The organism is Streptomyces sp. NPDC058240 (genome assembly GCF_042882135.1).
Taxonomy (GTDB): Bacteria; Actinomycetota; Actinomycetes; order Streptomycetales; family Streptomycetaceae; genus Streptomyces.
Genome location: NZ_JBHVWT010000045.1, coordinates 1 through 25,317 on the forward strand (window position 1 = coordinate 1; position 25,317 = coordinate 25,317).

Sequence of the window (25,317 nt, forward strand, 5' to 3'; positions counted from 1 at the left end):
TACTGCAGGGGGGACCCTGTGGGAGAGTAGGACGCCGCCGAACTCCTTTTACGGGAAAGCCCCGTGCCCTTGTGGCACGGGGCTTTTCTGCGTTTACGGTCGGCTGCCCGATGGAGTCGTACGGCCGGGGCCGGCCTTGTCGGGGCAGGCCCCGCGTCGTGATGGGAAGGACGGCGCGGGGTCCCGTGAGAGCCCGTCAGAGTCTTCTGTGGTCAGTGGTTTTGAGCATCCCTGAGTTCGGGGTATGCTTTACCTCGTTGCCACAGCGCAGCAGGCCCCAATAGCTCAGTCGGTAGAGCGTCTCCATGGTAAGGAGAAGGTCTGCGGTTCGATTCCGCATTGGGGCTCAGAAGAACAGGAAAGGCCCCCGCCAGCTGGCGGGGGCCTTTCCTGTTTGTTGGTGCCGCCGTATTAGGCGGTGGGGGGTTCAGGCACACGCATGGCGAGGATGGCCATGTCGTCCGAGGCCGGCTCGGCGGCAAAGCGCTCCACCGCTCGTAGGATGCGAGCCGCCACCGCACCCGCCGTGAGGCCGGTGCAGGTTGCCAGGACGTCCGCCAGACCGTCGTCGCCCAGCATGCGAGTGCCCTCCCGGCGTTCCGTGACGCCATCGGTGACGCACAGCAGGACATCGCCCGGGGCGAGGGTGAACGTCTGCTCGTACAGCTCGAGTTCCTCGATGACGCCCAGCAGGGGCTGAGGCTCGGCCGCTGCCTCCACCGAACCGTCCTGACGCAGGCGCAGCGGCAGCGGGTGCCCTGCGCACACCACCTTCAGAAGGGCGCTGCCGTCCTCCTGGGGCCACAGCTCGCCGTACAGGAGGGTCAGGAAGCGGCTGCGGGCGCCCTCGTCCAGGATGGCGGCGTTGAGGCGCTCCAGGACGGCGGGGCCGCCGAAGCCCTCGCGGGCGAGGAGGCGCAGGGCGTGGCGGGCGAGGCCCGTGACGGCCGCGGCCTCCGGGCCCGTACCGCATACGTCGCCGATGGCGAAGCCGTAGGCGCCGTCGCGGATCGGGAAGACGTCGTAGAAGTCGCCGCCGACCTCGTTGCCCTCGCCGGCCGCGCGGTAGATGACCTCGATCTCGACATTGGGGACCTCGGGCAGCCCCGGCGGCAGCAGACTGCGCTGCAGGGACTGGCTGATCGCCATGCGTTCCGAGTAGAGGCGGGCGTTGTCGAGGGCGAGTGCGGCGCGGCGGGAGAGGTCCTCGGCCAGTTCCAGGATCTCCTGGCGGAAATGGTCGTCGGAGGGCTTGCCGAGCGTCAGCATGCCGATGACGCGGTTGCGGGCCACGAGTGGCAGGACCACCGTCTCCCCGCCGACGGCGGCCGCGGTGGCGAGCGTCGTACGGATGCCGGAGCCGAGCCTGCCCGGTTCGCCGAGCCTGCCGTTCTCACCGAGGCCGAGGGTGCGCATCGAACTGCGCAGGGCCGCCTGGTGGGCGGCCTCGGACGGGGCGGCCCAGACACGGGCGCCGGGGGTCGGCACGGGGTCCGGCGGTGCGATCTTGGAGAGCAGGGCCTTGAGGCCGTCGATGCGCTCCTCGTCCTCGTGCAGGACGTAGGAGAGATACGGCTCGGACGACTGGTCGGCGATCGTGTACACGGCGCACCAGGTGGCCAGGGTGGGGACCGTCATCTGGGCCATCAGCGCCAGGGTCTGGTCCCGGTCGAGGGTGCCGGCCAGCAGGTCGGAAGCCTCGACGAGGAAGGAGAGGGAGCCGCGGCGGAGGCGTTCCAGCTCGCCCAGGCGGGCCGACTCGACCGCCAGCGCGATCCGGTCCGCGGCGAACTGCAGGCGCAGGGCCTCCTCGTTCGAGTAGCGGCCGGCTGCTTCGGCGGCGACGCCCAGCGAGCCCGTGAGCCGCCCTTCGACCTTCAGCGGGACGGTGACGACGGAACGCATCCCGGTCCCGCCGAGCAGCGGGACGGCGCCCGGAACGTTGTCGAGGTCTTCGTGGACGGCGGGCATCCGGGCGGATCCGTATCGTCCGGTACCGGCTTCCACCGGGACGCGGGCGAAACGCTGGCGGGCGGAGGGCAGACCTGTGGTGGCCCGTACCTCCAGTTCCGTTTCGTCGTCCGTCGCCAGCAGCAGAAAGGCCGCATCGGCGTCGAGCATGTCGCGGGCCCGTTCGACCGTGCGCTGGAGCAGGCCGTCGAGGTCGTCGGGGGCGGGGGAGCCGATGAAGATCTCGAACGGGTCGGTCTTGCCGCTCTCGGCGTTCGTGTCGGACACCGGTGTGCGGGCCGGCGACTGGAGCACGGCGCGTTCGTAGTCGCGGACGAGCAGACAGACGGTCGAGGGCTCGCCGTGGGTGTCGCGGACCCTCAGGTGCGAGGCGTAGACGGGGATGATCCGGCCGTCGGCGCCCCGGATTCCGTAACTCCCCTCCCAGCGCGAGAGCTGGAGGGCGTCGACGATGCCCGTGTTGGTGCCGGGAGTCTGGGGCCAGGCGGTGAAGTCGGTGAGCTGCTTCCCGGTGACCTGATCCGCGGTATGGCCGAATAGGAACGAGGAGTCCTCGTTCCAGGCCGCGATGGAGCCGGCGCTGTCGATCTGGACGACCGCCACCCGGACGCGCTCGTCGGCGACGGGGAGCAGCCCCACGGGCAGCAGCGGGCCCGCCGAGCGAATGCCCACCGGGCGTTCGGGGAGATCGAGCTGGAACCAGACATGTTTATGGGTGGGCGAGTACTCCACGCCCCACCGGGTGGCGAGTGCCGCGCAGAGCAGCAAGCCGCGGCCATTCTCGCGGTCCGGGCTGCCGAAGTCCGGGCCCGCGCTCTGGAGCGGGATCTCGCGCTCCGGATAGTGGTCGGAGACCTCGATGCGGACGCCGTCCTCCGTACGCAGGCACAGCACGTCCGCGGCGGTGCCCGCGTGGACCACGGCATTGGTCACCAGCTCGCTGGTGAGGACGACCGCGTCGTCGACGACGTCCGTGTAGCCCCACCCCTGGAGGGTGTCGCGGACAAAGGCGCGGGCGGTCGCGACGGAGCGTCCGACCGGGTCGAAGGTGGCGGCCGCGCGCGCGGTGATCACAGCACTCCCCATATGGTGTCTCGTCGCTTCCCCGAGTCCTGTGCCCGTTTCTCGCCGCTTCGATTCGCCTGCCAGGCTAGACGCTCGGTCTTGGTGCCGGATACACGAGGGGCGACTTCGGGCAGGAGCGACCCGGAACCGACCTGTGACCGGACAAGTGTGGGCTTCTCAACAGAGGGATGTGGGACAACCCTTGGAGGTTGCACCCCGGCTGCTTCGGGCCTGGTACGTTTCAACGATTTGACGTCCCCATGGTCACCCGTCGACGGTGGGCTGTGGCGGTGAGCCAAAGAAGAACTGGGCAAGCTCCCAGATAAGGCCCGAGCGATACGGTCAACCCCTGCGGGAGGGACACGGTGGAGTCTGGCGTGGCGGCGCGGGGATCAGGCACGCGCACAAAAGGCGGACAGTCCGTGAAGAAACAGCGCAATGGAACCATCGACGTCGACGCGGCGGTGCTCAACAGACTGCTGGCGGGCCTGGTGGCGATGCGCGACGGGAATTTCCGCAGGCGTCTGACCGTCTCGGGCGACGGTGTGATGGCGGAGATCGCGGCAGTCTTCAACGAGGTCGCCGACCGTAATCTGCATCTCACCGGTGAGCTGGCCCGGGTGCGGCGGGTGGTCGGACGCGAGGGGAAGCTCACCGAGCGGCTGGAGACGGGCGCGTGCGAGGGCTCCTGGGCCGCCGCGATCGACGCCTCGAACGAGCTGGTCGACGATCTGGCACGCCCGGTCTCGGAGGTCGGGCGGGTGCTGTCGGCGGTGGCCGACGGTGATCTCGAACAGCGGATGGAACTGCGGTCGCACACGTCCGACGAGACGGTACGGCCGCTGCGCGGCGAGTTCCTGAAGGTCGCCCGTACGGTCAACAGCCTCGTCGACCAGCTGTCGGCGTTCACCGAGCAGGTGACGCGGGTCGCGGTCGAGGTGGGTACCGAGGGCAAGCTGGGCGGTCAGGCCCAGGTGCGCGGGATGTCCGGGTCGTGGAAGGACCTCACGGACTCCGTGAACACCATGGCGTACCGGCTGACCGCGCAGGTGCGCGACATCGCCCTGGTGACGACGGCGGTCGCCAAGGGGGATCTGTCGCGGAAGGTCACGGTCCATGTGGCCGGCGAGATGCTCCAGCTGAAGAACACCGTCAACACGATGGTCGACCAGCTGTCGTCGTTCTCCTCCGAGGTGACCCGGGTCGCCCGTGAGGTGGGTACGGAGGGCGAGCTCGGCGGGCAGGCGACCGTGCCGGGTGTGGCCGGGGTGTGGAAGGACCTCACCGACTCCGTCAACACGATGGCCGGGAACCTCACGTCCCAGGTGCGCGGGATCGCCGAGGTGACCACGGCCGTCGCCAATGGCGACCTGTCCCAGAAGGTCACGGTGAGCGCCCGCGGCGAGGTCGCGCAGCTGGCCGAGACGATCAATCAGATGACCGACACGCTGCGGCTCTTCGCGGACGAAGTGACCCGGGTGGCCAGCGAGGTCGGTGGCGAGGGTCTGCTCGGCGGTCAGGCGAAGGTGCCGGGTGCGGCGGGGACCTGGAAGGACCTCACCGACTCGGTGAACACGGTCTTCAGGAACCTGACGACCCAGGTGCGGGACATCGCGCAGGTGACCACGGCGGTGGCCAACGGTGACATGACGCAGAAGGTCACCGTGGACGTGGCCGGCGAGATGCTGGAGCTGAAGAACACCGTCAACACGATGGTGGACCAGCTCCAGGCCTTCGGTTCGGAAGTGACCCGGGTGGCCCGGGAGGTCGGCGTCGAGGGCCGGCTCGGCGGTCAGGCCGAGGTGCCGGGTGCGGCGGGGACCTGGAAGGACCTCACCGACTCGGTGAACGCGGCGTTCCGCAACCTCACGGGGCAGGTGCGCGACATCGCGCAGGTGACGACCGCAGTGGCCAACGGCGACCTGTCGCAGAAGGTCACCGTGGATGTCGCGGGCGAGATGCTGGAGCTGAAGAACACCGTCAACACGATGGTGGCTCAGCTCTCGAACTTCGCCGACCAGGTGACGCGGATGGCGCGTGACGTGGGTACCGAGGGCCGCCTCGGCGGCCAGGCCCGGGTGGACGGTGTTTCCGGCACCTGGAAGGAGCTCACCGACTCCGTCAACTTCATGGCCGGAAACCTGACTTCGCAGGTGCGCCAGATCGCCCAGGTGACCACGGCGGTGGCGCGCGGTGACCTGTCGCAGAAGATCGACGTGGACGCGCGTGGCGAGATCCTGGAGCTGAAGAACACCATCAACACGATGGTCGACCAGCTCTCGAACTTCGCCGAGCAGGTGACCAGGGTCGCCCGTGAAGTGGGTACGGAGGGCATCCTCGGCGGCCAGGCCGAGGTGCAGGGGGTGTCCGGTACGTGGAAGGACCTCACCCAGTCCGTCAACGGCATGGCGAACAACCTGACCATGCAGGTCCGCAACATCGCCGAGGTCACCACCGCGGTCGCCAACGGCGACCTCTCCAAGAAGATCACCGTCGATGCCAGGGGCGAGATCCTCGAACTGGTCACGACCGTCAACACGATGGTCGACCAGCTGCTCAACTTCGCCGACGAGGTGACGCGGGTCGCCCGCGAGGTGGGCACCGAGGGCATCCTCGGCGGTCAGGCCCGGGTGCCGGGTGCGACGGGCATCTGGAAGGACCTCAGCGACAACGTCAACCTGATGGCCAACAACCTGACGAGTCAGGTGCGGAACATCTCCCGGGTCTCCTCGGCGGTCGCCAACGGCGACCTGCGCAAGAAGGTCACCGTCGAGGCGCGCGGCGAGGTCGCCGAGCTCGCGGACACCGTCAACACGATGGTGACGACGCTGTCCTCGTTCGCCGACGAGGTGACGCGCGTCGCCCGAGAGGTGGGTACGGAAGGCGAGCTGGGCGGCCAGGCGCGGGTGCCCGGGGTCTCCGGTACGTGGAAGGACCTCACCGAGTCGGTGAACTCGATGGCGTCCAATCTGACCGGTCAGGTGCGGCAGATCGCCGCGGTCACCACCGCCATCGCCAAGGGCGACCTCACCAAGAAGATCGACATCGACGCGCGCGGTGAGATCCAGCAGCTGAAGAACACGATCAACACGATGGTCGACCAGCTGTCCTCCTTCGCCGAGCAGGTGACCCGGGTGGCCCGCGAGGTGGGCACGGAGGGGCAGCTGGGCGGCCAGGCCCGGGTCCGGGACGTCGACGGCACCTGGCGCGACCTCACCGAGTCGGTGAACGAGATGGCCGGAAACCTCACCCGTCAGGTGCGGGCCATCGCGGCCGTCGCCACCGCGGTGACCCGCGGCGATCTCAACCTGAAGATCGACGTGGACTCGGCCGGCGAGATCCAGGCCCTGCAGGACAACATCAACACCATGATCGCCAACCTGCGCGACACCACGGCGACCAACAAGGAACAGGACTGGCTCAAGGGCAACCTCGCCCGGATCTCCGGTCTGATGCAGGGGCGTCGCGATCTGGACGACGTGGCCTCGCTGATCATGAGCGAGCTGACTCCGGTCGTATCCGCACAGCACGGTGCGTTCTTCCTGGCCATGCCGACCGGCGACACCGGCGCGGTGGGCCCGGACAGCGACAAGGACGGCTCGTACGAACTCTGCATGAGGGGCAGTTACGGATACTCGGCGGGCTCGATGCCGACGTCCTTCCGGCCGGGCGAGACGCTCATCGGCACGGCCGCCGAGGAGAAGCGGACCATTCAGGTGGACAACGTTCCGCCGGGGTATCTGAAGATCTCCTCCGGGCTCGGGGAGGCGCCGCCCGCGCATGTGATCGTGCTGCCGGTGCTTTTCGAGGGGAAGGTTCTCGGCGTGATCGAGCTGGCGTCGTTCCAGCCGTTCACCCACATCCAGCGGGACTTCCTCAACCAGCTCGCCGAAATGATCGCGACGAGCGTCAATACCATCAGCGTCAACACGAAGACCGAGAAGCTCCTGGAACAGTCGCAGGAGCTGGCCGAGCAATTGCGGGACCGTTCACAGGAGTTGGAGAACCGGCAGAAGGCGCTCCAGGCCTCCAATGCCGAACTGGAGGAGAAGGCCGAACTGCTGGCCCAGCAGAACCGCGACATCGAGGTCAAGAACACCGAGATCGAAGAGGCCCGGCAGGTCCTGGAGGAGCGCGCCGAGCAGCTCGCGGTCTCGATGCGTTACAAGTCCGAGTTCCTGGCGAACATGTCGCACGAGTTGCGTACGCCGCTCAATTCGCTGCTCATTCTGGCCAAGTTGCTCGCGGACAATGCCGAGGGCAATCTCTCGCCGAAGCAGGTGGAGTTCGCCGAGACGATCCACGGGGCCGGTTCCGATCTGCTTCAGCTGATCAACGACATTCTCGATCTGACGAAGGTCGAGGCGGGCAAGATGGACGTCAGCCCGACCCGGATCGCGTTGGTCCAGCTGGTGGACTACGTGGAGGCGACTTTCCGCCCGCTCACCGCGGAGAAGGGACTTGATTTCTCCGTACGGGTCTCGCCGGAATTGCCCGCGACACTGCACACGGACGAGCAGCGGCTGTTGCAGGTGCTGCGCAATCTCCTCTCCAACGCGGTGAAGTTCACCGACAGCGGGGCGGTCGAGCTGGTGATCCGGCACGCCAACGAGGATGTGCCGAATGCCATCCGTGAGCAGCTCCTGGAGGCCGGCTCACTGCGTGACGCGGACGCCGACCTGATCGCGTTCTCGGTCACCGACACCGGTATCGGGATCGCCTCCAGCAAGATGCTGGTGATCTTCGAGGCGTTCAAGCAGGCGGACGGTACGACCAGTCGCAAGTACGGCGGCACGGGGCTCGGGCTGTCCATCAGCCGGGAGATCGCCCGGCTGCTGGGCGGCGAGATCCACGCGGCCAGCGAGCCGGGCCGAGGCTCGACGTTCACGCTGTATCTGCCGTTGCATCCGAGCGAGTTGCCGCCGCAGGGTTACCCGCAGATCGGCCCCGGGCCCATCGAGGCACATGGCGCCGTGGTCGAGGAAGGGCTGCTGCCGGAGGCCGGTCCGGGTGCCGACCCGGCGGCCACGGCACCGGGTTCGGCCGGTGCGGCCGGCCTGATGCGGCGGCGCCGCAAGAGCCTGGAGAGCGCGGAGCGGCGGCCCGCGCTGCCGCCCCGGAGTACCGCTCCGGCTGCTCCGCAGGAGCCGTGGAAGCTCGCCGGGCAGGAGGAGCCGGCGGTCCGCAGGACGTTCCGGTTCCGTGGCGAGAAGGTGCTCATCGTCGACGACGACATCCGTAACGTCTTCGCGCTCACCAGCGTGCTGGAGCAGCACGGTCTCTCGGTGCTGTACGCGGAGAACGGGCGCGTGGGTATCGAAGTCCTGGAACAGCACGACGATGTGACGGTCGTACTGATGGACATCATGATGCCGGAGATGGACGGCTATGCCACGACGGCGGCGATCCGCAGGATGCCGCAGTTCGCCGGGCTGCCGATCGTCGCGTTGACCGCGAAGGCGATGAAGGGTGACCGGGAGAAGGCGATCGAATCAGGCGCTTCCGACTATGTCACCAAGCCTGTCGACCCTGATCATCTTCTTTCTGTAATGGAGCAGTGGATGCGCGGAGAGTGATCATTATCTGAGCGAATCGCGATGAGTTGCTGATCGACTGTGCCCGCAGGGGTGTGAGAAGGCGCTGTACGGGGAACCTTCTGGTCCCCCACCGCGTTTCTGCTGTGTGCACAGTGACATCGCGGTGACAGGGTGTGGCGACGGGCGGGGTGCGGCTACCATGACCGGCACAAGGACGGACGGCGTAAGGGAGTCGTCCCCTGGGGCGGCGCCCGGTGAAATTCCGGGGCGAGGAGGACGGGCCATGGTGCAGAAGGCCAAGATCCTCCTGGTCGATGACCGGCCGGAGAATCTGCTGGCGCTGGAGGCCATCCTCTCTGCGCTCGATCAGACACTGGTACGGGCATCGTCAGGGGAGGAAGCGCTCAAAGCGCTGCTCACGGACGACTTTGCGGTCATTCTGCTGGACGTCCAGATGCCGGGCATGGACGGTTTCGAAACCGCCGCGCACATCAAGCGGCGGGAACGGACCCGGGACATCCCGATCATCTTCCTCACCGCGATCAATCATGGTCCGCATCACACCTTCCGGGGTTATGCGGCGGGCGCGGTGGACTACATCTCGAAGCCGTTCGACCCGTGGGTGCTGCGGGCCAAGGTCTCGGTCTTCGTCGAGCTGTACATGAAGAACTGCAAGCTGCGCGAGCAGGCGGCGCTGTTGCGGTTCCAGCTCGAGGGCGACGGCGCGGACCACGAGAACGAGCCCGCGGGGCTGCTGGCCGAGCTCTCGGCGCGGCTCGCGGCCGTCGAGGAGCAGGCCGAGGCGCTCTCCAAGCAGCTCGACGACGAGTCGGCGGACGCCGCGGCGGTGGCCACCGCCGCCCATCTGGAGCGCAAGCTCACCGGGCTGCGCCGGGCGCTCGACGCCCTGGAGCCCGGTACCGGAAGCGGCGCGGCCACCCTGCCCTCGTAACGCCGCAGCCGCACCGTCGTGATTCCGCAGCACGGGGAAGGGCCGGGTGCGCGGCGGTCCGGCGGTGCGACTTCCGGCCGGGGGCGGGCGGTTGTCCTGAGCGCCGGCCCAACTGCCCCTTCCGCTCCGGCGCTCGACGGCCCCGGAGCAGGGCATTCGGCGGTGAGGTCGCGTCAGTTTGCGGCCCCTGTACAGCGACACGGTCGGGTGAAGCGGCAGTCGCACGTGTTCACGGCCGTCGACACCGGTAACCTCGGCACCATGGCCTCACGTACGTCCGGCAAGGGTTCCCAGGGCACGGCGGGCACCGCGAAGCGCGTCGGCCGTACCGCGGGGCCGGCCAAGAAAGCCGCGCCCGCGAAGAAGACCGCCGCCAAGAAGACCGCGCCCGCGAAGAAGGCCCCCGCCAAGAAGGCGGCGGCGAAGAAGGCGGCCCCGCCCCAACCCGCCCCGTCACCCACCGGCGGTGTGTACCGCCTGGCGCGCGCCGTCTGGCTCGGTACGGCCCACGCCGTCGGAGCGATGTTCCGCGGCATAGGGCGTGGTGCCAAGGGGCTCGACCCCGCACACCGCAAGGACGGCGTCGCGCTGCTGCTGCTCGGGCTCGCGCTGGTCGTCGCCGCGGGCACCTGGTCGAATCTGCGCGGACCCGTCGGCGACCTGGTGGAGATGCTCGTCACCGGGGCCTTCGGCCGGCTCGATCTGCTCGTACCGATACTGCTCGGCGCCATCGCCGTACGGCTGATCCGCTACCCGGAGAAGCCCGAGGCCAACGGCCGCATCGTCATCGGGCTCTCCGCCCTCGTCGTCGGGGTGCTCGGGCAGGTCCACATCGCGTGCGGATCGCCCGGCCGGGAGGACGGCACCACGGCGATGCAGAACGCGGGCGGGCTCATCGGCTGGGCGGCCTCCAAGCCGCTGATCTACACGATGGGCGAGGTCCTCGCCGTACCGCTGCTGTTGCTGCTCACCGTCTTCGGGCTGCTGGTCGTCACCGCCACCCCGGTGAACGCCATCCCGCAACGGCTGCGGCTGCTCGGCACCAAGCTGGGCCTCCTCCACCCGGAGTACGACCCCGAGGCGGACGAGAACGACGACGAGCGCTACGACGAGCAGTGGCGCGAGCAGCTTCCCGCCGGCTCCCGTCGCTCCCCGGCACGCCGTTCCGAAGCGCCCGCCGAGTACGACCCCGAGCAGGCCGAGGCCGATGCGCTCTCCAAGCGCCGCCGGCCGCGCAGGCCCTCCGTGCAGCCCGCGATGAACCGCACCATGGACGCGGTGGACGTGGCGGCCGCCGCGGCCGCAGCCCTCGACGGGGCCGTGCTCAACGGCATGCCGCCCTCGCCGGTCGTCGCCGACCTCACCCAGGGCGTCTCCGCCGAGCGCGAGCGTCCGGGCACGCCGGTCCCCGGCGCCCGGGAGGGCGAAGCCTCCTCCGGAGGAGGGAAGCGGCCCGCACCCTCGGGCGGCGTACCCGATCTGACGAAGCCCGCGCCCGACTCGCAGTCCCAGCCGCTGCCGGCCCGCGCCGAACAGCTCCAGCTCTCCGGCGACATCACCTACTCGCTGCCCTCGCTCGACCTGCTGGAGCGCGGTGGCCCCGGAAAGACCCGCAGCGCCGCCAACGACGCGATCGTCGCCGCGCTGACGAACGTCTTCACCGAATTCAAGGTCGACGCCGCCGTCACCGGCTTCACCCGCGGACCGACGGTCACGCGGTACGAGGTCGAGCTCGGCCCCGCGGTGAAGGTCGAGCGGATCACCGCGCTCGCCAAGAACATCGCCTACGCCGTCGCCAGTCCCGACGTCCGGATCATCTCCCCGATCCCGGGCAAGTCCGCCGTCGGCATCGAGATCCCCAACACCGACCGCGAGATGGTCAACCTCGGCGACGTGCTGCGCCTCGCGGACGCCGCCGAGGACGACCACCCGATGCTGGTCGCGCTCGGCAAGGACGTCGAGGGCGGCTATGTGATGGCCAACCTGGCGAAGATGCCGCACGTGCTGGTGGCCGGTGCGACCGGTTCCGGCAAGTCGTCGTGCATCAACTGCCTGATCACCTCGGTCATGGTGCGGGCGACCCCGGACGACGTCCGGATGGTGCTGGTCGACCCGAAGCGCGTCGAGCTGACCGCGTACGAGGGCATCCCGCACCTGATCACGCCGATCATCACCAACCCGAAGCGCGCCGCCGAGGCACTCCAGTGGGTCGTACGGGAGATGGACCTGCGGTACGACGACCTCGCCGCGTTCGGGTACCGGCACATCGACGACTTCAACCAGGCCGTCCGCAACGGCAAGGTCAAGCCGCCGGAGGGCAGCGAGCGCGAGCTCTCGCCCTACCCGTATCTGCTGGTGATCGTCGACGAGCTCGCCGACCTGATGATGGTCGCTCCGCGTGATGTGGAGGACGCCATCGTCCGGATCACCCAGCTGGCCCGTGCCGCCGGTATTCACCTGGTGCTCGCGACCCAGCGGCCCTCGGTCGATGTCGTCACCGGTCTGATCAAGGCGAACGTGCCCTCCCGGCTCGCCTTCGCGACCTCGTCGCTGGCCGACAGCCGAGTCATCCTCGACCAGCCCGGCGCCGAGAAGCTCATCGGGAAGGGTGACGGTCTGTTCCTGCCGATGGGGGCGAACAAGCCCACCCGTATGCAGGGCGCCTTCGTCACCGAGGACGAGGTCGCGGCCATCGTCCAGCACTGCAAGGATCAGATGGCGCCGGTCTTCCGCGAGGACGTGGTGGTCGGCACCGCCAAGAAGAAGGAGATCGACGAGGACATCGGCGACGACCTGGATCTGCTCTGCCAGGCCGCCGAACTGGTCGTATCCACCCAGTTCGGGTCCACCTCGATGCTTCAGCGCAAGCTCCGGGTCGGCTTCGCCAAGGCCGGCCGGCTGATGGACCTGATGGAGTCGAGGAACATCGTCGGGCCCAGCGAGGGATCCAAGGCCCGCGACGTCATGGTGAAACCCGACGAGCTGGACGGGGTGTTGGCACTGATCCGCGGGGAATCCGCTCCGTAGGTGAAGTACGGGCAACCGTTTGGCCGGGTCGTACGTCAACTTGGAGGGAGGGGCGGCAGAATTGTCCTTCCCGGGACGGTCCGGGGAATCGGACGGTGTTCGAGTCCGATGGAGGACAAAGTCCTTCCTCCCGGTTGCCCCACCCTTTCGTACCCCCCCTAGACTGAACACCCAGCAGGTGGCTCACGCTCGAAAGGCGCCCCCGTGTCCATCGGCAACTCCCCCGAAGACGACCGGCCTTCGATCGGTCGAGCGCTCCAGCAGGCTCGCATCGCCGCAGGTCTCACGGTCGAAGAGATCAGTTCGTCCACCCGGGTGCGCATCCCCATCGTGCACGCGATCGAAGAGGACGACTTCTCCCGCTGCGGCGGCGACGTGTACGCGCGCGGCCATATCCGTACGTTGGCGCGTGCCGTCGGGCTCGATCCGGAACGGCTGGTTTCGCAGTACGACGCGGAGCACGGCGGCCGTCCCGCGCCCACGCCCGCGGCACCGCTGTTCGAGGCCGAGAGAATCCGTTCCGAACCCCGTCGGCCCAACTGGACGGCGGCCATGGTCGCGGCGATCGTCGCCGTCGTCGGTTTCGTCGGCTTCACCTTCTTCAAGGGCGGCGACGACACCCCCACGGCCACCCAGCTGGCGGAGGGCTCGGCACCCAACACGAAGAGCCCCAAGCCGAAGACCGACAAGCCCGTCGACCCCAAGCCGGCGCCCTCCGACAGCGCCATCGCCGCGGCACCCAGGGACAAGGTGACGGTGCGGCTCAACGCCAACCAGGGCAAGAGCTGGATCTCCGCCAAGGACCACAACGGTCGACTGCTCTTCGACGGTCTGCTGCTGCAGGGCCAGACGAAGACCTTCCAGGACCAGGAGCGGGTCGACCTCGTCCTCGGGGACGCCGGCTCGATCGAGCTCTTCGTGAACGGCAAGAAGGTCGAGGACAAGTTCCAGCCCGGCCAGGTCGAGCGGCTCTCGTACACGAAGGGCGACCCGGCGGTCGGCTGATCCGTACACGCGCCGTCTCCCCAGGCGGCATCGACGACATGGCGAGCGCCCGGCAACTCCGCCGGGTGCTCGCCGCATTTGTTACTCGGTGTAACGGTGGAACCCTGCGCGGCAGGGCGAGTGCCGGGACAAAGTAGTCTTGAGCCCATGCCCGAACGCCGTACCGTCGCCCTTGTCACTCTTGGCTGCGCCCGTAACGAGGTGGACTCGGAGGAGCTCGCAGGCCGCTTGGCAGCGGACGGCTGGGAGCTCGTCCAGGACGCCTCCGACGCGGATGTCGCCGTCGTCAACACCTGTGGATTCGTCGAGGCCGCCAAGAAGGACTCCGTCGACGCCCTGCTCGAAGCCAATGATCTGAAGGACCACGGCCGGACCCAGGCCGTGGTCGCCGTCGGCTGCATGGCCGAGCGCTACGGCAAGGACCTCGCCGAGGCCCTGCCCGAGGCGGACGGTGTCCTCGGCTTCGACGACTACGCCGATATCTCCGACCGCCTCCAGACCATCCTCAACGGCGGCATCCACGCCTCCCACACCCCGCGAGACCGCCGCAAGCTCCTGCCGATCAGCCCGGCCGAGCGGCAGGACGCGGCCGTGTCCCTGCCGGGGCACGCCCAGGAGGCCGAGCCGGCCCCCGCGCCCGAGGACCTCCCCGACGGTGTCGCCCCGGTCTCCGGGCCGCGGGCGCCGCTGCGCCGGCGGCTGGGCACCAGCCCCGTCGCCTCGGTGAAGCTCGCCTCCGGCTGCGACCGCCGCTGCTCCTTCTGCGCCATCCCGTCCTTCCGCGGATCCTTCATCTCGCGGCGCCCCTCGGACGTGCTGCAGGAGACCCGCTGGCTGGCCGAGCAGGGCGTCAAGGAGGTCATGCTGGTCTCCGAGAACAACACCTCGTACGGCAAGGACCTCGGCGACATCCGGCTGCTGGAGACGCTGCTGCCGGAGCTCGCCGACGTCGAGGGCATCGAGCGGATCCGGGTCAGCTACCTCCAGCCGGCCGAAATGCGGCCCGGCCTCATCGACGTACTGACCTCGACGCCGAAGGTCGCGCCGTACTTCGACCTGTCCTTCCAGCACTCGGCACCCGGCGTGCTGCGGGCGATGCGCCGCTTCGGCGACACCGACCGCTTCCTGGAGCTGCTGAACACCATCCGCAGCAAGGCGCCGCAGGCCGGTGCCCGCTCCAACTTCATCGTGGGCTTCCCCGGTGAGACCGAGGCCGACCTCGCGGAGCTGGAACGCTTCCTCACCGGCGCCCGGCTCGACGCCATCGGCGTCTTCGGCTACTCCGACGAGGAGGGCACCGAGGCCGTCGGCTACGAGAACAAGCTGGACGCCGACGTCATCGCGGAGCGGCTCGCGCACATCTCGCAGCTGGCCGAGGAGCTGACCTCGCAGCGTGCCGAGGAGCGCCTGGGCGAGTCGCTCCAGGTGCTCGTCGAGTCCGTGGACGACGAGGACGGCGCGGTGGGGCGTGCGGCGCACCAGGCACCCGAAACGGACGGCCAGGTGCTGTTCACCACACGCGAGGGCCTCGTACCCGGCCTTATGGTCGAGGCAAAGGTCGTGGGCACCGAAGGAGTGGATCTGGTGGCCGAGTGTTCCGAACTCGTGGAGGCGGCCAGATGACGGGAGTCCCGGCATCCGCGGCAGGCGGCTCCGGCGCGAAGCCGGTCCGCGGCGGCAAGCTGGGCACTGCGGCCGTCAATCAGGCCAGCCTGTGGAACATCGCCAATCTGCTCACCATGCTGCGGCTGGTGCTGGTGCCCGGCTTCGTGCTGCTGCTGCTGCACAACGGCGGGTACGACCCGGCCTGGCGGTCGTTCGCCTGGGCGGCCTTCGCCGTCGCCATGATCACCGATCTGTTCGACGGTCATCTGGCGCGCACCTACAACCTGGTCACCGACTTCGGGAAGATCGCCGACCCCATCGCGGACAAGGCGATCATGGGCGCGGCGCTGATCTGTCTCTCGTATCTCGGCGATCTGCCCTGGTGGGTCACGGGCGTGATCCTCTTCCGCGAGATCGGCATCACGCTGATGCGCTTCTGGGTGATACGGCATGCGGTGATTCCGGCCAGTCGTGGCGGGAAGATGAAGACTCTGGCGCAGGGGACGGCCGTCGGGATGTACGTCCTGGCGCTGACCGGTCCGCTGGCCACCCTGCGCTTCTGGGTGATGGCGGTGGCCGTCGTGCTGACGGTCGTCACCGGGCTCGACTATGTGCGTCAGGCCGTCGTACTGCGTCGCAAGGGGCTCGCGGCCGAACGGGCCGCCGCGGCGGCGACCGCAGGGGGCACGGGACCGGTCCCGGGTGCCACGGGAAGTTGTGATTCGGCGGAGGCCGAGCGGTGACCGCCGCGGCCAGGGTGCTGGAGCTGCTCGTGGAGCGGGGTGAGACCCTTGCCGTCGCCGAGTCGCTGACCGGCGGTCTGGTTGCGGCGGAGCTGACTTCCGTGCCGGGTGCCTCGCAGTCCTTCCGGGGCTCCGTGACGGCGTACGCGACGCCCCTGAAGCGGGATGTCCTGGGTGTGGACGGCGTTCTGCTGACGCAGCGCGGTGCGGTCGACCCGGAGGTGGCGCGGCAGATGGCAGCCGGTGTGCGCCGCGTTCTCGGGGCGGACTGGGGCATGGCCACCACCGGGGTCGCGGGCCCCGAACCGCAGGACGGCAAGGCCGTGGGCACCGTCTACGTCGCGGTCGCCGGACCGGACGGCGTGGAGAATATGGCCGAGCTGAGGTTGAACGGCGGACGGGCGGACATCCGTAGAGCGAGCGTACGGAGCGTGCTCGAGCTGCTCTCCGCCGAACTCGGCAAGAATGCAAGGGCACAGGATACGGAACAGAACGGGGGGAATTGATGTTTGCAGCCCTGAGTGAACACGACATCGCTCCCCGCACGGCCGCGGCGCGAGGCGGTACGGTGGGGCGTGAAGGATGCGGCTACGCGGTCCGAGGAGGGAGCCACCGATGATTCTGCTCCGTCGCCTGCTTGGTGACGTGCTGCGTCGGCAGCGCCAGCGCCAAGGCCGTACTCTGCGCGAAGTCTCCTCGTCCGCCCGAGTCTCGCTCGGCTATCTCTCCGAGGTGGAGCGGGGGCAGAAGGAGGCATCCTCCGAGCTGCTCTCCGCCATTTGCGACGCGCTTGACGTACGGATGTCCGAGCTCATGCGTGAAGTGAGCGATGAGCTGTCGCTGGCCGAACTGGCCGAGTCGGCAGCAGCCAGTGATCCGGTGCCTGTGCCGGTCCGGCCAATGCTCAATTCCGTCTCCGTGACGTCGGTGGCAGGTGTGCCGACGGGACGGGTGACCATCAAGGCGCCCGCGGAAGCGGTGGATGTTGTCGCCGCCTGACCCGCGCGGTCCGGTGTGAAACCGAGCCCCGGTCGTCCCCCTTGAGGGGGCGGTCGGGGCTTCTGCGTGTCCGGGGGAGGGAGGGGAGGACGGGGGTCGGGTGTTCCGGCGGCGGGCTCGGGCAGCAGTCTCAGGGGGCGGGCTGAGACGGCCTGCTCGGGCGGCGGCTCGGACGGTTCTCCCGAATGACCGTTCTATGCAGTTTGTGTCATGGTGGGTGGTGCCGAACGGGAGAGTCGTTCCCCTACCCGAAGGAGTCACAGTGGTTGACGAAGGCGCCAAGGACAAGATCAAGGGCAAGGCCAAGGAAGCCATGGGCAAGATGACCGGCGACCGGCGCAAGGAGGCCGAGGGCAAGATGGACCAGGCCAAGGGCCGTGCCAAGGGCACCATGAGCGGCGCCCAGGAGCGCGCGGAGGGCATGAAGGACTCTCTGCGCCCCGACGACGAGCGCTGACCGCGTACACCGAGCCCCCACCCGAAACGGTGGGGGCTCGGTGGTGCCGCGGTACCGTCCGTTCTGGATGCGGCCCGAGCCCAGCCGGGCGAGACTGCGGAGAGCGGAACGTCGGCCGGTGGGATCGCGTCGTGATCGCGCACTCCGGTCCCGCGCCGGAGAGCCTCCGGCCGGAGCGGGGTCACGGTCCGGCATGTCATGCCCGGGAGTTCCGGGCGAGAGCGCGCAATGGTCCGCGGCTGTGCACATCGCGCCGGTGGTGCGCCGATGCGCCCTCCCGTCGGGCCAGCGCGCCGCACTAGGTTCGGCCGGAGGAGGCAGCCATGGTACGGCGATGGGTGCCGGCGCTCGTTCTCGGCGGGGTGTGGTGGTGGGCCGTGCTGCGGCTCGTGCTGGAGCCGGCTCATGCCGGGTTTGTCGAGGGTGTGGTGGCGGCGGGTGGATGGGGGCTGAGCCTGCTGCCCGTCCATGTGGCGGCGACCGCCGGGTCGGCGGGGGCGGGCGGTCGCGGTGCGAAGGCAGGCGGAGGGGGTGTGCGAGCGGGCGCGGCCCGGTGGTCGGCTGTCGGGGAACGGTGGGCGGGCCGCTGGTTCGATGTCGGAGCTCGGTGGGTGGAGCGGGGGCGGCGGGCTACCAGGGCATGGCTACGCCGCCGTTCGGGCGGAGGATCTGGCCGGTCATGAAGGCCGACGCGTCGGAAGCGAGATGGAGCACGGTGTGGGCCACGTCCTCGGGTTCGCCCACGCGCCCGAGCGGGGAGATCCGCGCCATCGTCGCCTCCACCCGGTGCTGCCGGTCCGCGTCGTGGCGGGCGGTCATGGGTGTACGGATCCAGCCCGGGGCGACGGCGTTGACGCGGATGGCGTGCGGCCCCAGTTCGGTCGCCAGCGTCTTCGTCAGCTGGACGACCGCCGCTTTGGCCGCGCTGTAGCAGAGCAGTCCCGGGCCGGCGGAGTCGACCGCTCCCGAGGCCATGGTGATCAGTGAGCCGGGGGCGCCGCGCGCGATCATGCTGCGGGCCACTTCCTGACAGGCGTACAGCACGCCCTTGAAATTGACCGCGAGAACGCGGTCGAGATCCTGGTCCGTGGTCTCCAGGACGCTGCTCGAATGCATGATTCCGGCGACGGCGGCCAGGATGTCGAGGTCGCCCGCGGCGGCCACCGCGGCCTCGACCCGACTGCGGTCGGTGACATCGAGGACGTGGATGTGGGATGCGCCACCCGCCTCGGTGATCAGCTCGCGGGTTTCCAGCAGGCCCTTCTCGTCCAGGTCGGCGCAGTGCACGGTGGAGCCCGCGGCCGCGAGCAGGATGGCGCAGGCTCGGCCGATGCCGCCTGCCGCGCCGGTGACGAACGCGGTGCGGCCCGTGAGGTCGTACGCGGTGAGGGACATGACCGGACGGTACGGCCGTATCTGACGGATCGTCAACTAGTGTGTGGGGCCTGACTGGCAGCGCGGACACCAGTAGGTGGGGCGGGTGTCCTGATCCGCGGAGCGGATGGGTGTACCGCAGCGCAGGCAGGGGCGGTTGGCCCTGCCGTAGACCCAGAGCCGTTCCTTCGGGCCGTATCCACGCGGGGCCGTGCCCGTGGTCGTGGTTGTGCGCATCGGGCGGTCGCGGTTGGCTTCGAGCAGCTGTTTGGCTGTCGTGACCAGGCGGGCGGCGGTGGGGGCGGCCAGGTCGCCGACGGGGAGCCAGGGGGTGGCGCGGGCCAGGAAGCAGAGCTCGGCCTTGTAGATGTTGCCGATTCCGGCCAGGTTGCGCTGGTCCAGCAGGGCTTCGCCGAGGGGGCGGCCGGGCTCGGCGAGCAGATTGTGCAGAGCGGTGTCGGGGTCCCAGTCCGGGCCCAGCAGATCGGGGCCGAGATGACCGACCGCCTTCTCCTCGTCCTGGGTGCGGAGGAGTTCGAGGACCGGCAGTCGGTAGCCGACGGCGGTGTGCTCCGCGTTGGCGAGGACGGCACGGATCTGGTGGGCGGGGCCACCGCGCCAACGCTCGCCCGCGGCGTAGACGCGCCAGGCACCGTCCATCCGGAGGTGGCTGTGAAGGGTGAGGCCGCCCTCGATACGGGTGAGGAGATGCTTGCCGCGCGAGATGACATCCAGAACCGTCCGGCCGGTGAGGTCGGCGGTGGCGAACCGGGGCACGCGCAGGTCGGAGCGGGTGAGGACCTGACCGGCGAGTGCGGTGTGCAGACGTTTGGCCGTCTGCAGGACGGTATCTCCTTCGGGCATGCCTCCATGATGCGGGGCGGGGAGGGGGTGTGGGCTGGTGTGCGTGGTGTGGGGATGCGCGGTGCGGTCTACGAGGAGTGGGGTGCGCCGGTGGTTCAGGCGCGCAGGCGGAGCCCCCTCGGGGTGGCGAGGAAGCCGGCCGCCTCCAGCGTGCGGCCGAGCGGGGAGGTCAGGGACGGTGCGCCGTTGGTGCGCTCCACCGTGACCGTGCCGAGCGCCCCCGCGCGGGCGGCCGCCGCCAGCGCTCCAGCCGCCGCGAGGAGAGCGGGGTCGTCCGGGTCGGTGGGCCAGGCCAGCAGCGTCTTGCCGCCGCGCTCCATGTACATCGCCAGCTCGCCGTCTACCAGCACCACCAGGGCGCCCGCCTTGCGGCCGGGCTTGTGCCCGGCCCCGTCCGGCGGCTCGGGCCAGGGCAGGGCCGCGCCGTACGCATTGGCCGGGTCCGCCGCGGCGAGGACCAGGGCACGGGGCGCGGCGCCCGGCTCCGTACGGTCGCGGGCGGTGGACGTGGCACGCAGCCGGTCCACCGCGCCGTCCATCGCGAACTGTGCCGCCCCCAGCCCTTCGACCACGTAGCCGCGCCGCGCCTGCCCGTTGTCCTCGAAGGCGGACAGGATGCGGTACGTCGCGGAGAAGCCGCCTTCGACGCCCTCGGCCTGGACCGCGCCGCGGGTCACCACTCCGTGGCGGTCGAGGAGTGTGCGGGCCAGGGCATGGGCACGGTGTGTGGGGTCGGGTTCGGTGGCGGGCAGCAGGGACCAGCGGCCCGAGACGGTGGGCGGGCCGGTGCGGGACGCGGGCCGGGCGGCGGCGGTGAGCGAGCCGTAACGCCCGCGCGGGACACTGCGTCTGGCGCGGTGGGCGGTCGACCCCGCCGTACGACCGGAGCCGAGGAGCGAGCGCAGCGGGGCGAGCGTGTCATTGGTGAGCCGGCCCGACCAGGCCAGCTCCCAGACGGCATCGGCCAGTTGCGGATCGGTGCAGTCCGGATGTGTGGTGGCGCGGACCTGATCGGCGATCTGCCGGAAGAACAGCCCGTACCCGCCGCTCAGGGTGGTCAGGACGGATTCGTGCAACGCGCTGAGTTCCAGCGGGTGCGGGGGCGGGAGGAGCAGGGGTGCGCTGTCGGCGAGGTAGAGGGACAACCAGCCGTCCTTGCCCGGGAGGGCGCCGGCGCCGGCCCAGACGACCTCGCCGGTGGTGGTGAGCTCGTCGAGCAGCGCGGGGGTGTAGCCCGTGACCCGGCCCGGCAGGATCAGCTTCTCCAGCGCCGACGCCGGGACGGGCGCGCCCTGCAACTGCTCGATGGCGCGGGCCAGTCCGTCGATTCCGCGCAGGCTGTTGCTGCCCAGGTGCTGCCACTGGGGAAGGAAGCCGGCGAGTGCGGCAGGCGGGACCGGCTCCAGCTCGTGGCGGAGCGCGGCGAGCGAACGGCGGCGCAGTCGGCGCAACACAGTGGCGTCGCACCACTCCTGGCCGATACCGGCGGGATGGAACTCGCCCTGGACGGTCCGGCCGGACGCGGAGAGCCGTTGCAGCGCCCCGTCCGTGACAGCGGTGCCGAGGCCGAAGCGGGTGGCGGCCTCGGTGGAGGTGAACGGGCCGTGCGTACGGGCGTATCGGCCGAGGAGATCGCCCAGGGGGTCCTTCACCGGCTCGGTGAACGCCTCGGGGACGCCGACCGGGAGGGCGGTGCCCAAGGCGTCCCGCAGGCGGCCCGCGTCCTCGATCGCGGCCCAGTGGTCCGCGCCGCCGATCCGGACCCGGATGGCCCGGCGGGCCGCGGACAGCTCCGGCGCCCATGACGGGCGGGCGCCGCGCTCCGTCAACTCCTCGTCGGTGAGCGGGCCGAGGACCCGCAGGAGGTCGGCGACGCCTTCGATGTCCTTGATCCGGCGGTCCTCGGTCAGCCACTGGAGCTCCTGCTCCAGCTCGGTCAGGACATCGGCGTCGAGCAGCTCGCGCAACTCCGCCTGGCCGAGGAGCTCCGCCAGCAGATGGGAGTCGAGGGAGAGGGCGGCGGCCCGCCGTTCGGCCAGGGGCGAGTCGCCCTCGTACAGGAACTGGGCGACGTAGCCGAACAGGAGCGAGCGTGCGAAGGGCGAGGGCTCGGCGGTGGTCACCTCGACCAGCCGGACACGGCGTGCTTCGAGATCGCCCATGAGCTCCGTGAGCCCGGGGACGTCGAAGACGTCCTGGAGGCATTCGCGGACCGCTTCCAGGACGATCGGGAAGGAGCCGAACTCCGACGCGACCTGGAGAAGCTGCGCGGCACGCTGGCGCTGCTGCCACAGCGGGGTGCGCTTGCCGGGGCTGCGACGCGGGAGCAGCAGGGCGCGGGCCGCGCACTCGCGGAACCGGGAGGCGAACAGCGCCGAACCGCCGACCTGGTCGGTGACGATCTGGCCGATCTCGCCCTGGTCGAACGTCACGTCCGCCGCGCCGACGGGTGGTTGTTCGCTGTCGTACGAGGGGCCCGGCAGCGGTGCCGGGTCCTGGGCCGGGGTCTGGGCGAGGTCCAGCGCGGGATCGAAGTCCAGGAGGTCCAGACCCATCAGGTCGGCGTCGGGCAGCCGCAGCACGATGCCGTCGTCGGCATGCATCACCTGGGCGTCCATGCCGTACCGCTCGGAGAGGCGGGCGCTCAGCGCCAGCGCCCACGGCGCGTGCACCTGCGCGCCGAACGGGGAATGGACCACGACCCGCCAGTCACCCAGCTCGTCACGGAAACGTTCGACGAGGATGGTCCGGTCGTCCGGCACATGGCCGCAGGCGCGGCGCTGTTCGTCGATGTACGACAGGGTGTTGTCGGCGGCCCAGGTGTCGAGACCGGCGGCGAGCAGACGCTCCCGGGCGTCCTCCGGCGGCAGTCCGCCGATCTCGCGGAGAAACGCCCCGAGCGCGCGCCCCAGCTCCAGCGGGCGGCCCAGCTGGTCGCCCTTCCAGAACGGCAGCCGGCCGGGAACGCCGGGGGCGGGCGAAACCAGGACCCGGTCGCGGGTGATGTCCTCGATCCGCCAGGACGTGGTGCCGAGGGTGAAGACATCGCCGACCCGGGACTCGTACACCATCTCCTCGTCGAGCTCACCGACCCGGCCCCCGCCCTTCTTGGGGTCGGCTCCCGCGAGGAAGACCCCGAAGAGCCCCCGGTCGGGGATCGTTCCCCCGGAGGTGACGGCGAGCCGCTGTGCCCCCGGGCGGCCGGTGACCGTACCGGCCACCCGGTCCCAGACCACACGCGGGCGCAGCTCGGCGAAGGCGTCGGAGGGGTAGCGGCCGGCGAGCATGTCCAGCACGGCGGTGAACGCGGACTCGGGCAGGGAGGCGAAGGGCGCGGCGCGGCGGAACACCGCCAGCAGGTCGTCCACCTGCCAGCTGTCCAGAGCGACCATGGCGACCAACTGCTGGGCCAGCACGTCCAACGGGTTGGACGGGACCCGGAGCGCCTCGATGGAACCCTCGCGCATCCGCTCGGTGACCACGGCAGCCTGCACCAGATCGCCCCGGTACTTGGGGAAGACCACTCCGGTGGAGACCGCGCCGACCTGGTGTCCGGCCCGGCCGACCCGTTGCAGGCCGGAGGCGACCGAGGGCGGCGACTCCACCTGGATCACGAGGTCGACCGCTCCCATGTCGATGCCCAGCTCCAGACTGGAGGTGGCGACGACGGCCGGCAGCCGGCCTGCCTTGAGGTCCTCCTCCACCTGGGCGCGCTGTTCCTTGGAGACCGAACCGTGGTGGGCGCGGGCGAGCAGCGCGGGGGCGTCCTTCGCCGTACCGGACTCGGCCATGATCTCGGCGGGGGAGTGGGACTCGGCGAGCGTCTCGCCGGTGAGCCGCTCGTACGCGATCTCGTTGAGGCGGTTGCACAGCCGCTCGGCGAGGCGGCGGGAATTGGCGAAGACGATGGTGGAGCGATGCTGCTGGACGAGGTCGACGATCCGCTCCTCGACGTGGGGCCAGATCGACGGCTTGTCCGCCTGGCCGGCCTGGTCGGTGTCGGTGGCGGGGGAGCCGCCGAGCTCACCCAGATCCTCGACCGGCACGACCACCGACAGGTCGAACCGCTTGGTGGACGGCGGCTGGACGATCTCCACCTTGCGCCGGGGCGAGAGGAAGCGCGCCACCTCGTCGACCGGACGGACCGTCGCCGACAGGCCGATCCGCCGTGCGGGACGCGGCAGCAGCTCGTCGAGACGCTCCAGCGACACGGCGAGATGGGCGCCCCGCTTCGTGCCCGCGACGGCGTGGACCTCGTCGAGAATCACCGTCTCGATACCGGACAGCGCCTCCCGGGCGGAGGAGGTCAGCATCAGGAACAGTGATTCGGGCGTGGTGATCAGGATGTCCGGCGGCCGGGTCGCCATCGAGCGGCGCTCGGCGGGCGGGGTGTCGCCGGAACGGATTCCCACCCGGACCTCGGGCTCGGGCAGCCCCAGGCGCACCGACTCCTGGCGGATGCCGGTCAGCGGGGAGCGGAGGTTGCGCTCGACATCGACCGCGAGTGCCTTGAGGGGTGACACGTACAGCACGCGGCAGCGCTTCTTCGCCTCGGCAGGCGGCGGGACGGATGCCAGGGTGTCCAGCGCGGCGAGGAACGCGGCGAGGGTCTTGCCGGAACCGGTCGGTGCGACGACCAGCACGTCCGAACCCTCGCCGATCGCGCGCCAGGCGCCCTCCTGCGCCGCGGTGGGCGCGCTGAAGGCACCCGCGAACCAGCCGCGGGTCGCGGGTGAGAACGAATCGAGCGCAGAGCCGACCATGTCCCCCATCGTGCACCCCGCCACTGACAACGGCCCCGACCACCCTCGGCGGCCCCGCCCCGGAGCTGCGAGAATTCGTTCATGGCGGTGATACCGGAGTCGGGATCGGGGGAGTGGGCGAGGTACTGGCAGTACGCGGAACTGCCCGACCTCGATCTGCTGCGCGCCCGGTACGTGCGCCACACCTTCCCGCGCCACAGCCACGAGGGCTATGTCTTCGGCACCATCAGCCGCGGGGTGGAGGACGTCGGGCTGCCGGGCGGCACCGTCCACGCCGGCCCCGGCACCGTGGTCATGATCAACCCGGAGGTTCCGCACACCGCCCGCGCGGGTGTGCCCGAGGGCTGGGTGTACGCCACGCTGTACCCGTCCTCGCAGGTGGTCAACGACATCGCGGCCGACACGACGAGCCTGCGCGGCACGGTCGGATTCAGCGAGGCCAGCGTCGTGGACCCGTACGCGGCCCGGCTGATCGGCGAGGTCCACCGGGCGGCCGAGGAGGGAAACGCGCTCGCCGCCGACACGGTGCTGCGGGTCATGGTCACACGGCTGCTCAGTCGGCACGGCAGCGTGCTGCCCGCCCGCGCGCCCCGCTCGGCGGGCGCGCGCGACGCGGCGCGGGCACGTGCGGTGCTGGAGGGCAGGATGGCTGCGCCGCCCACCCTGGAGGCGCTGGCGGCGGAGCTGGGCACCAGTCCGTTCGCGCTGCTGCGGGCCTTCAAGAAGCAGTACGGCATGCCGCCGCACGCCTGGCTCACCGATGCCCGGGTGCGGGCGGCGCGCCGGATGCTCGACGCGGGGACGGCGCCCGCGCAGGCGGCCGCCGAGGTCGGCTTCACCGATCAGCCGCATCTCAACCGTCACTTCACCCGGATCGTGGGAGTACCACCCGGCGCGTACCAGCGCGAACGTGCAAGAACGTACAAGACCGGTCCCGATCTGCCCACGTAGCGTT

Annotated in this window: 14 protein-coding genes and 1 tRNA gene; 11 read left to right on the forward strand and 4 right to left on the reverse strand. The window is 70.2% G+C overall.

Features of this window, described 5'->3' with window-relative positions; all coding sequences use genetic code 11:
- Positions 1-274 precede the first annotated feature (274 nt).
- A tRNA-Thr gene (locus tag ACFVX4_RS35115) sits at positions 275-347 on the forward strand.
- Positions 348-411: 64 nt separating this feature from the next.
- Here the strand turns inward: ACFVX4_RS35115 and ACFVX4_RS35120 are convergent.
- On the reverse strand, positions 412-3,045 hold the full coding sequence (locus ACFVX4_RS35120; protein WP_389985525.1) for a SpoIIE family protein phosphatase: 2,634 nt from the start codon (positions 3,043-3,045) through the stop codon (positions 412-414).
- A gap of 413 nt (positions 3,046-3,458) precedes the next feature.
- Between ACFVX4_RS35120 and ACFVX4_RS35125 the strand changes: the two genes are divergently transcribed.
- The 9 genes from ACFVX4_RS35125 (at position 3,459) to ACFVX4_RS35165 (ending at position 17,361) form a co-directional block, all read left to right on the forward strand.
- Positions 3,459-8,612, forward strand: coding sequence for a HAMP domain-containing protein (locus tag ACFVX4_RS35125; RefSeq protein WP_389985528.1), 5,154 nt, complete (start codon positions 3,459-3,461; stop codon positions 8,610-8,612).
- Between the two features lie 244 nt (positions 8,613-8,856).
- On the forward strand, positions 8,857-9,525 hold the full coding sequence (locus ACFVX4_RS35130) for a two-component system response regulator (RefSeq protein ID WP_389985531.1): 669 nt from the start codon (positions 8,857-8,859) through the stop codon (positions 9,523-9,525).
- A 261-nt stretch (positions 9,526-9,786) separates the two neighbouring features.
- Complete coding sequence (locus ACFVX4_RS35135; protein WP_389985534.1) at positions 9,787-12,552, forward strand: DNA translocase FtsK; 2,766 nt, start codon at positions 9,787-9,789, stop codon at positions 12,550-12,552.
- A gap of 204 nt (positions 12,553-12,756) precedes the next feature.
- Complete coding sequence (locus ACFVX4_RS35140; RefSeq protein ID WP_389985537.1) at positions 12,757-13,557, forward strand: helix-turn-helix domain-containing protein; 801 nt, start codon at positions 12,757-12,759, stop codon at positions 13,555-13,557.
- Between the two features lie 147 nt (positions 13,558-13,704).
- On the forward strand, positions 13,705-15,180 hold the full coding sequence (rimO, locus tag ACFVX4_RS35145) for a 30S ribosomal protein S12 methylthiotransferase RimO (protein WP_389985540.1): 1,476 nt from the start codon (positions 13,705-13,707) through the stop codon (positions 15,178-15,180).
- Entirely contained in the window at positions 15,177-15,905 is a 729-nt protein-coding gene (gene pgsA, locus ACFVX4_RS35150) for a CDP-diacylglycerol--glycerol-3-phosphate 3-phosphatidyltransferase (RefSeq protein WP_389985543.1), read from the forward strand. The genes rimO and pgsA overlap by 4 nt, the downstream gene beginning before the upstream one ends.
- Complete coding sequence (locus ACFVX4_RS35155; RefSeq protein WP_389985546.1) at positions 15,902-16,411, forward strand: CinA family protein; 510 nt, start codon at positions 15,902-15,904, stop codon at positions 16,409-16,411. The genes pgsA and ACFVX4_RS35155 overlap by 4 nt, the downstream gene beginning before the upstream one ends.
- A 109-nt stretch (positions 16,412-16,520) precedes the next feature.
- A complete protein-coding gene (locus ACFVX4_RS35160; protein WP_018105285.1) occupies positions 16,521-16,904 on the forward strand; it encodes a helix-turn-helix domain-containing protein in 384 nt (127 codons plus the stop codon).
- Between the two features lie 262 nt (positions 16,905-17,166).
- Positions 17,167-17,361, forward strand: a complete 195-nt coding sequence (locus tag ACFVX4_RS35165) for a CsbD family protein (protein ID WP_389985548.1) — start codon at positions 17,167-17,169, stop codon at positions 17,359-17,361.
- A gap of 630 nt (positions 17,362-17,991) precedes the next feature.
- Here the strand turns inward: ACFVX4_RS35165 and ACFVX4_RS35170 are convergent.
- The 3 genes from ACFVX4_RS35170 to ACFVX4_RS35180 all read right to left on the reverse strand — a co-directional run bounded on the left by ACFVX4_RS35170 (position 17,992) and on the right by ACFVX4_RS35180 (position 24,362).
- Positions 17,992-18,756 (reverse strand): SDR family NAD(P)-dependent oxidoreductase, encoded by a 765-nt coding sequence (locus ACFVX4_RS35170; RefSeq protein ID WP_389985551.1) that lies wholly within the window; start codon positions 18,754-18,756, stop codon positions 17,992-17,994.
- A gap of 36 nt (positions 18,757-18,792) precedes the next feature.
- Positions 18,793-19,599 carry a DNA-formamidopyrimidine glycosylase family protein gene (locus ACFVX4_RS35175; protein WP_389985554.1) on the reverse strand — a complete coding sequence of 269 codons (807 nt, stop codon included), beginning with the start codon at positions 19,597-19,599 and terminating at the stop codon, positions 18,793-18,795.
- Between the two features lie 95 nt (positions 19,600-19,694).
- Positions 19,695-24,362: a DEAD/DEAH box helicase gene (locus tag ACFVX4_RS35180; protein ID WP_389985557.1), complete on the reverse strand. Its 4,668-nt coding sequence runs from the start codon at positions 24,360-24,362 to the stop codon at positions 19,695-19,697.
- A gap of 81 nt (positions 24,363-24,443) precedes the next feature.
- Between ACFVX4_RS35180 and ACFVX4_RS35185 the strand changes: the two genes are divergently transcribed.
- Positions 24,444-25,313, forward strand: a complete 870-nt coding sequence (locus ACFVX4_RS35185) for an AraC family transcriptional regulator (protein WP_389985560.1) — start codon at positions 24,444-24,446, stop codon at positions 25,311-25,313.
- Positions 25,314-25,317: the final 4 nt, after the last annotated feature.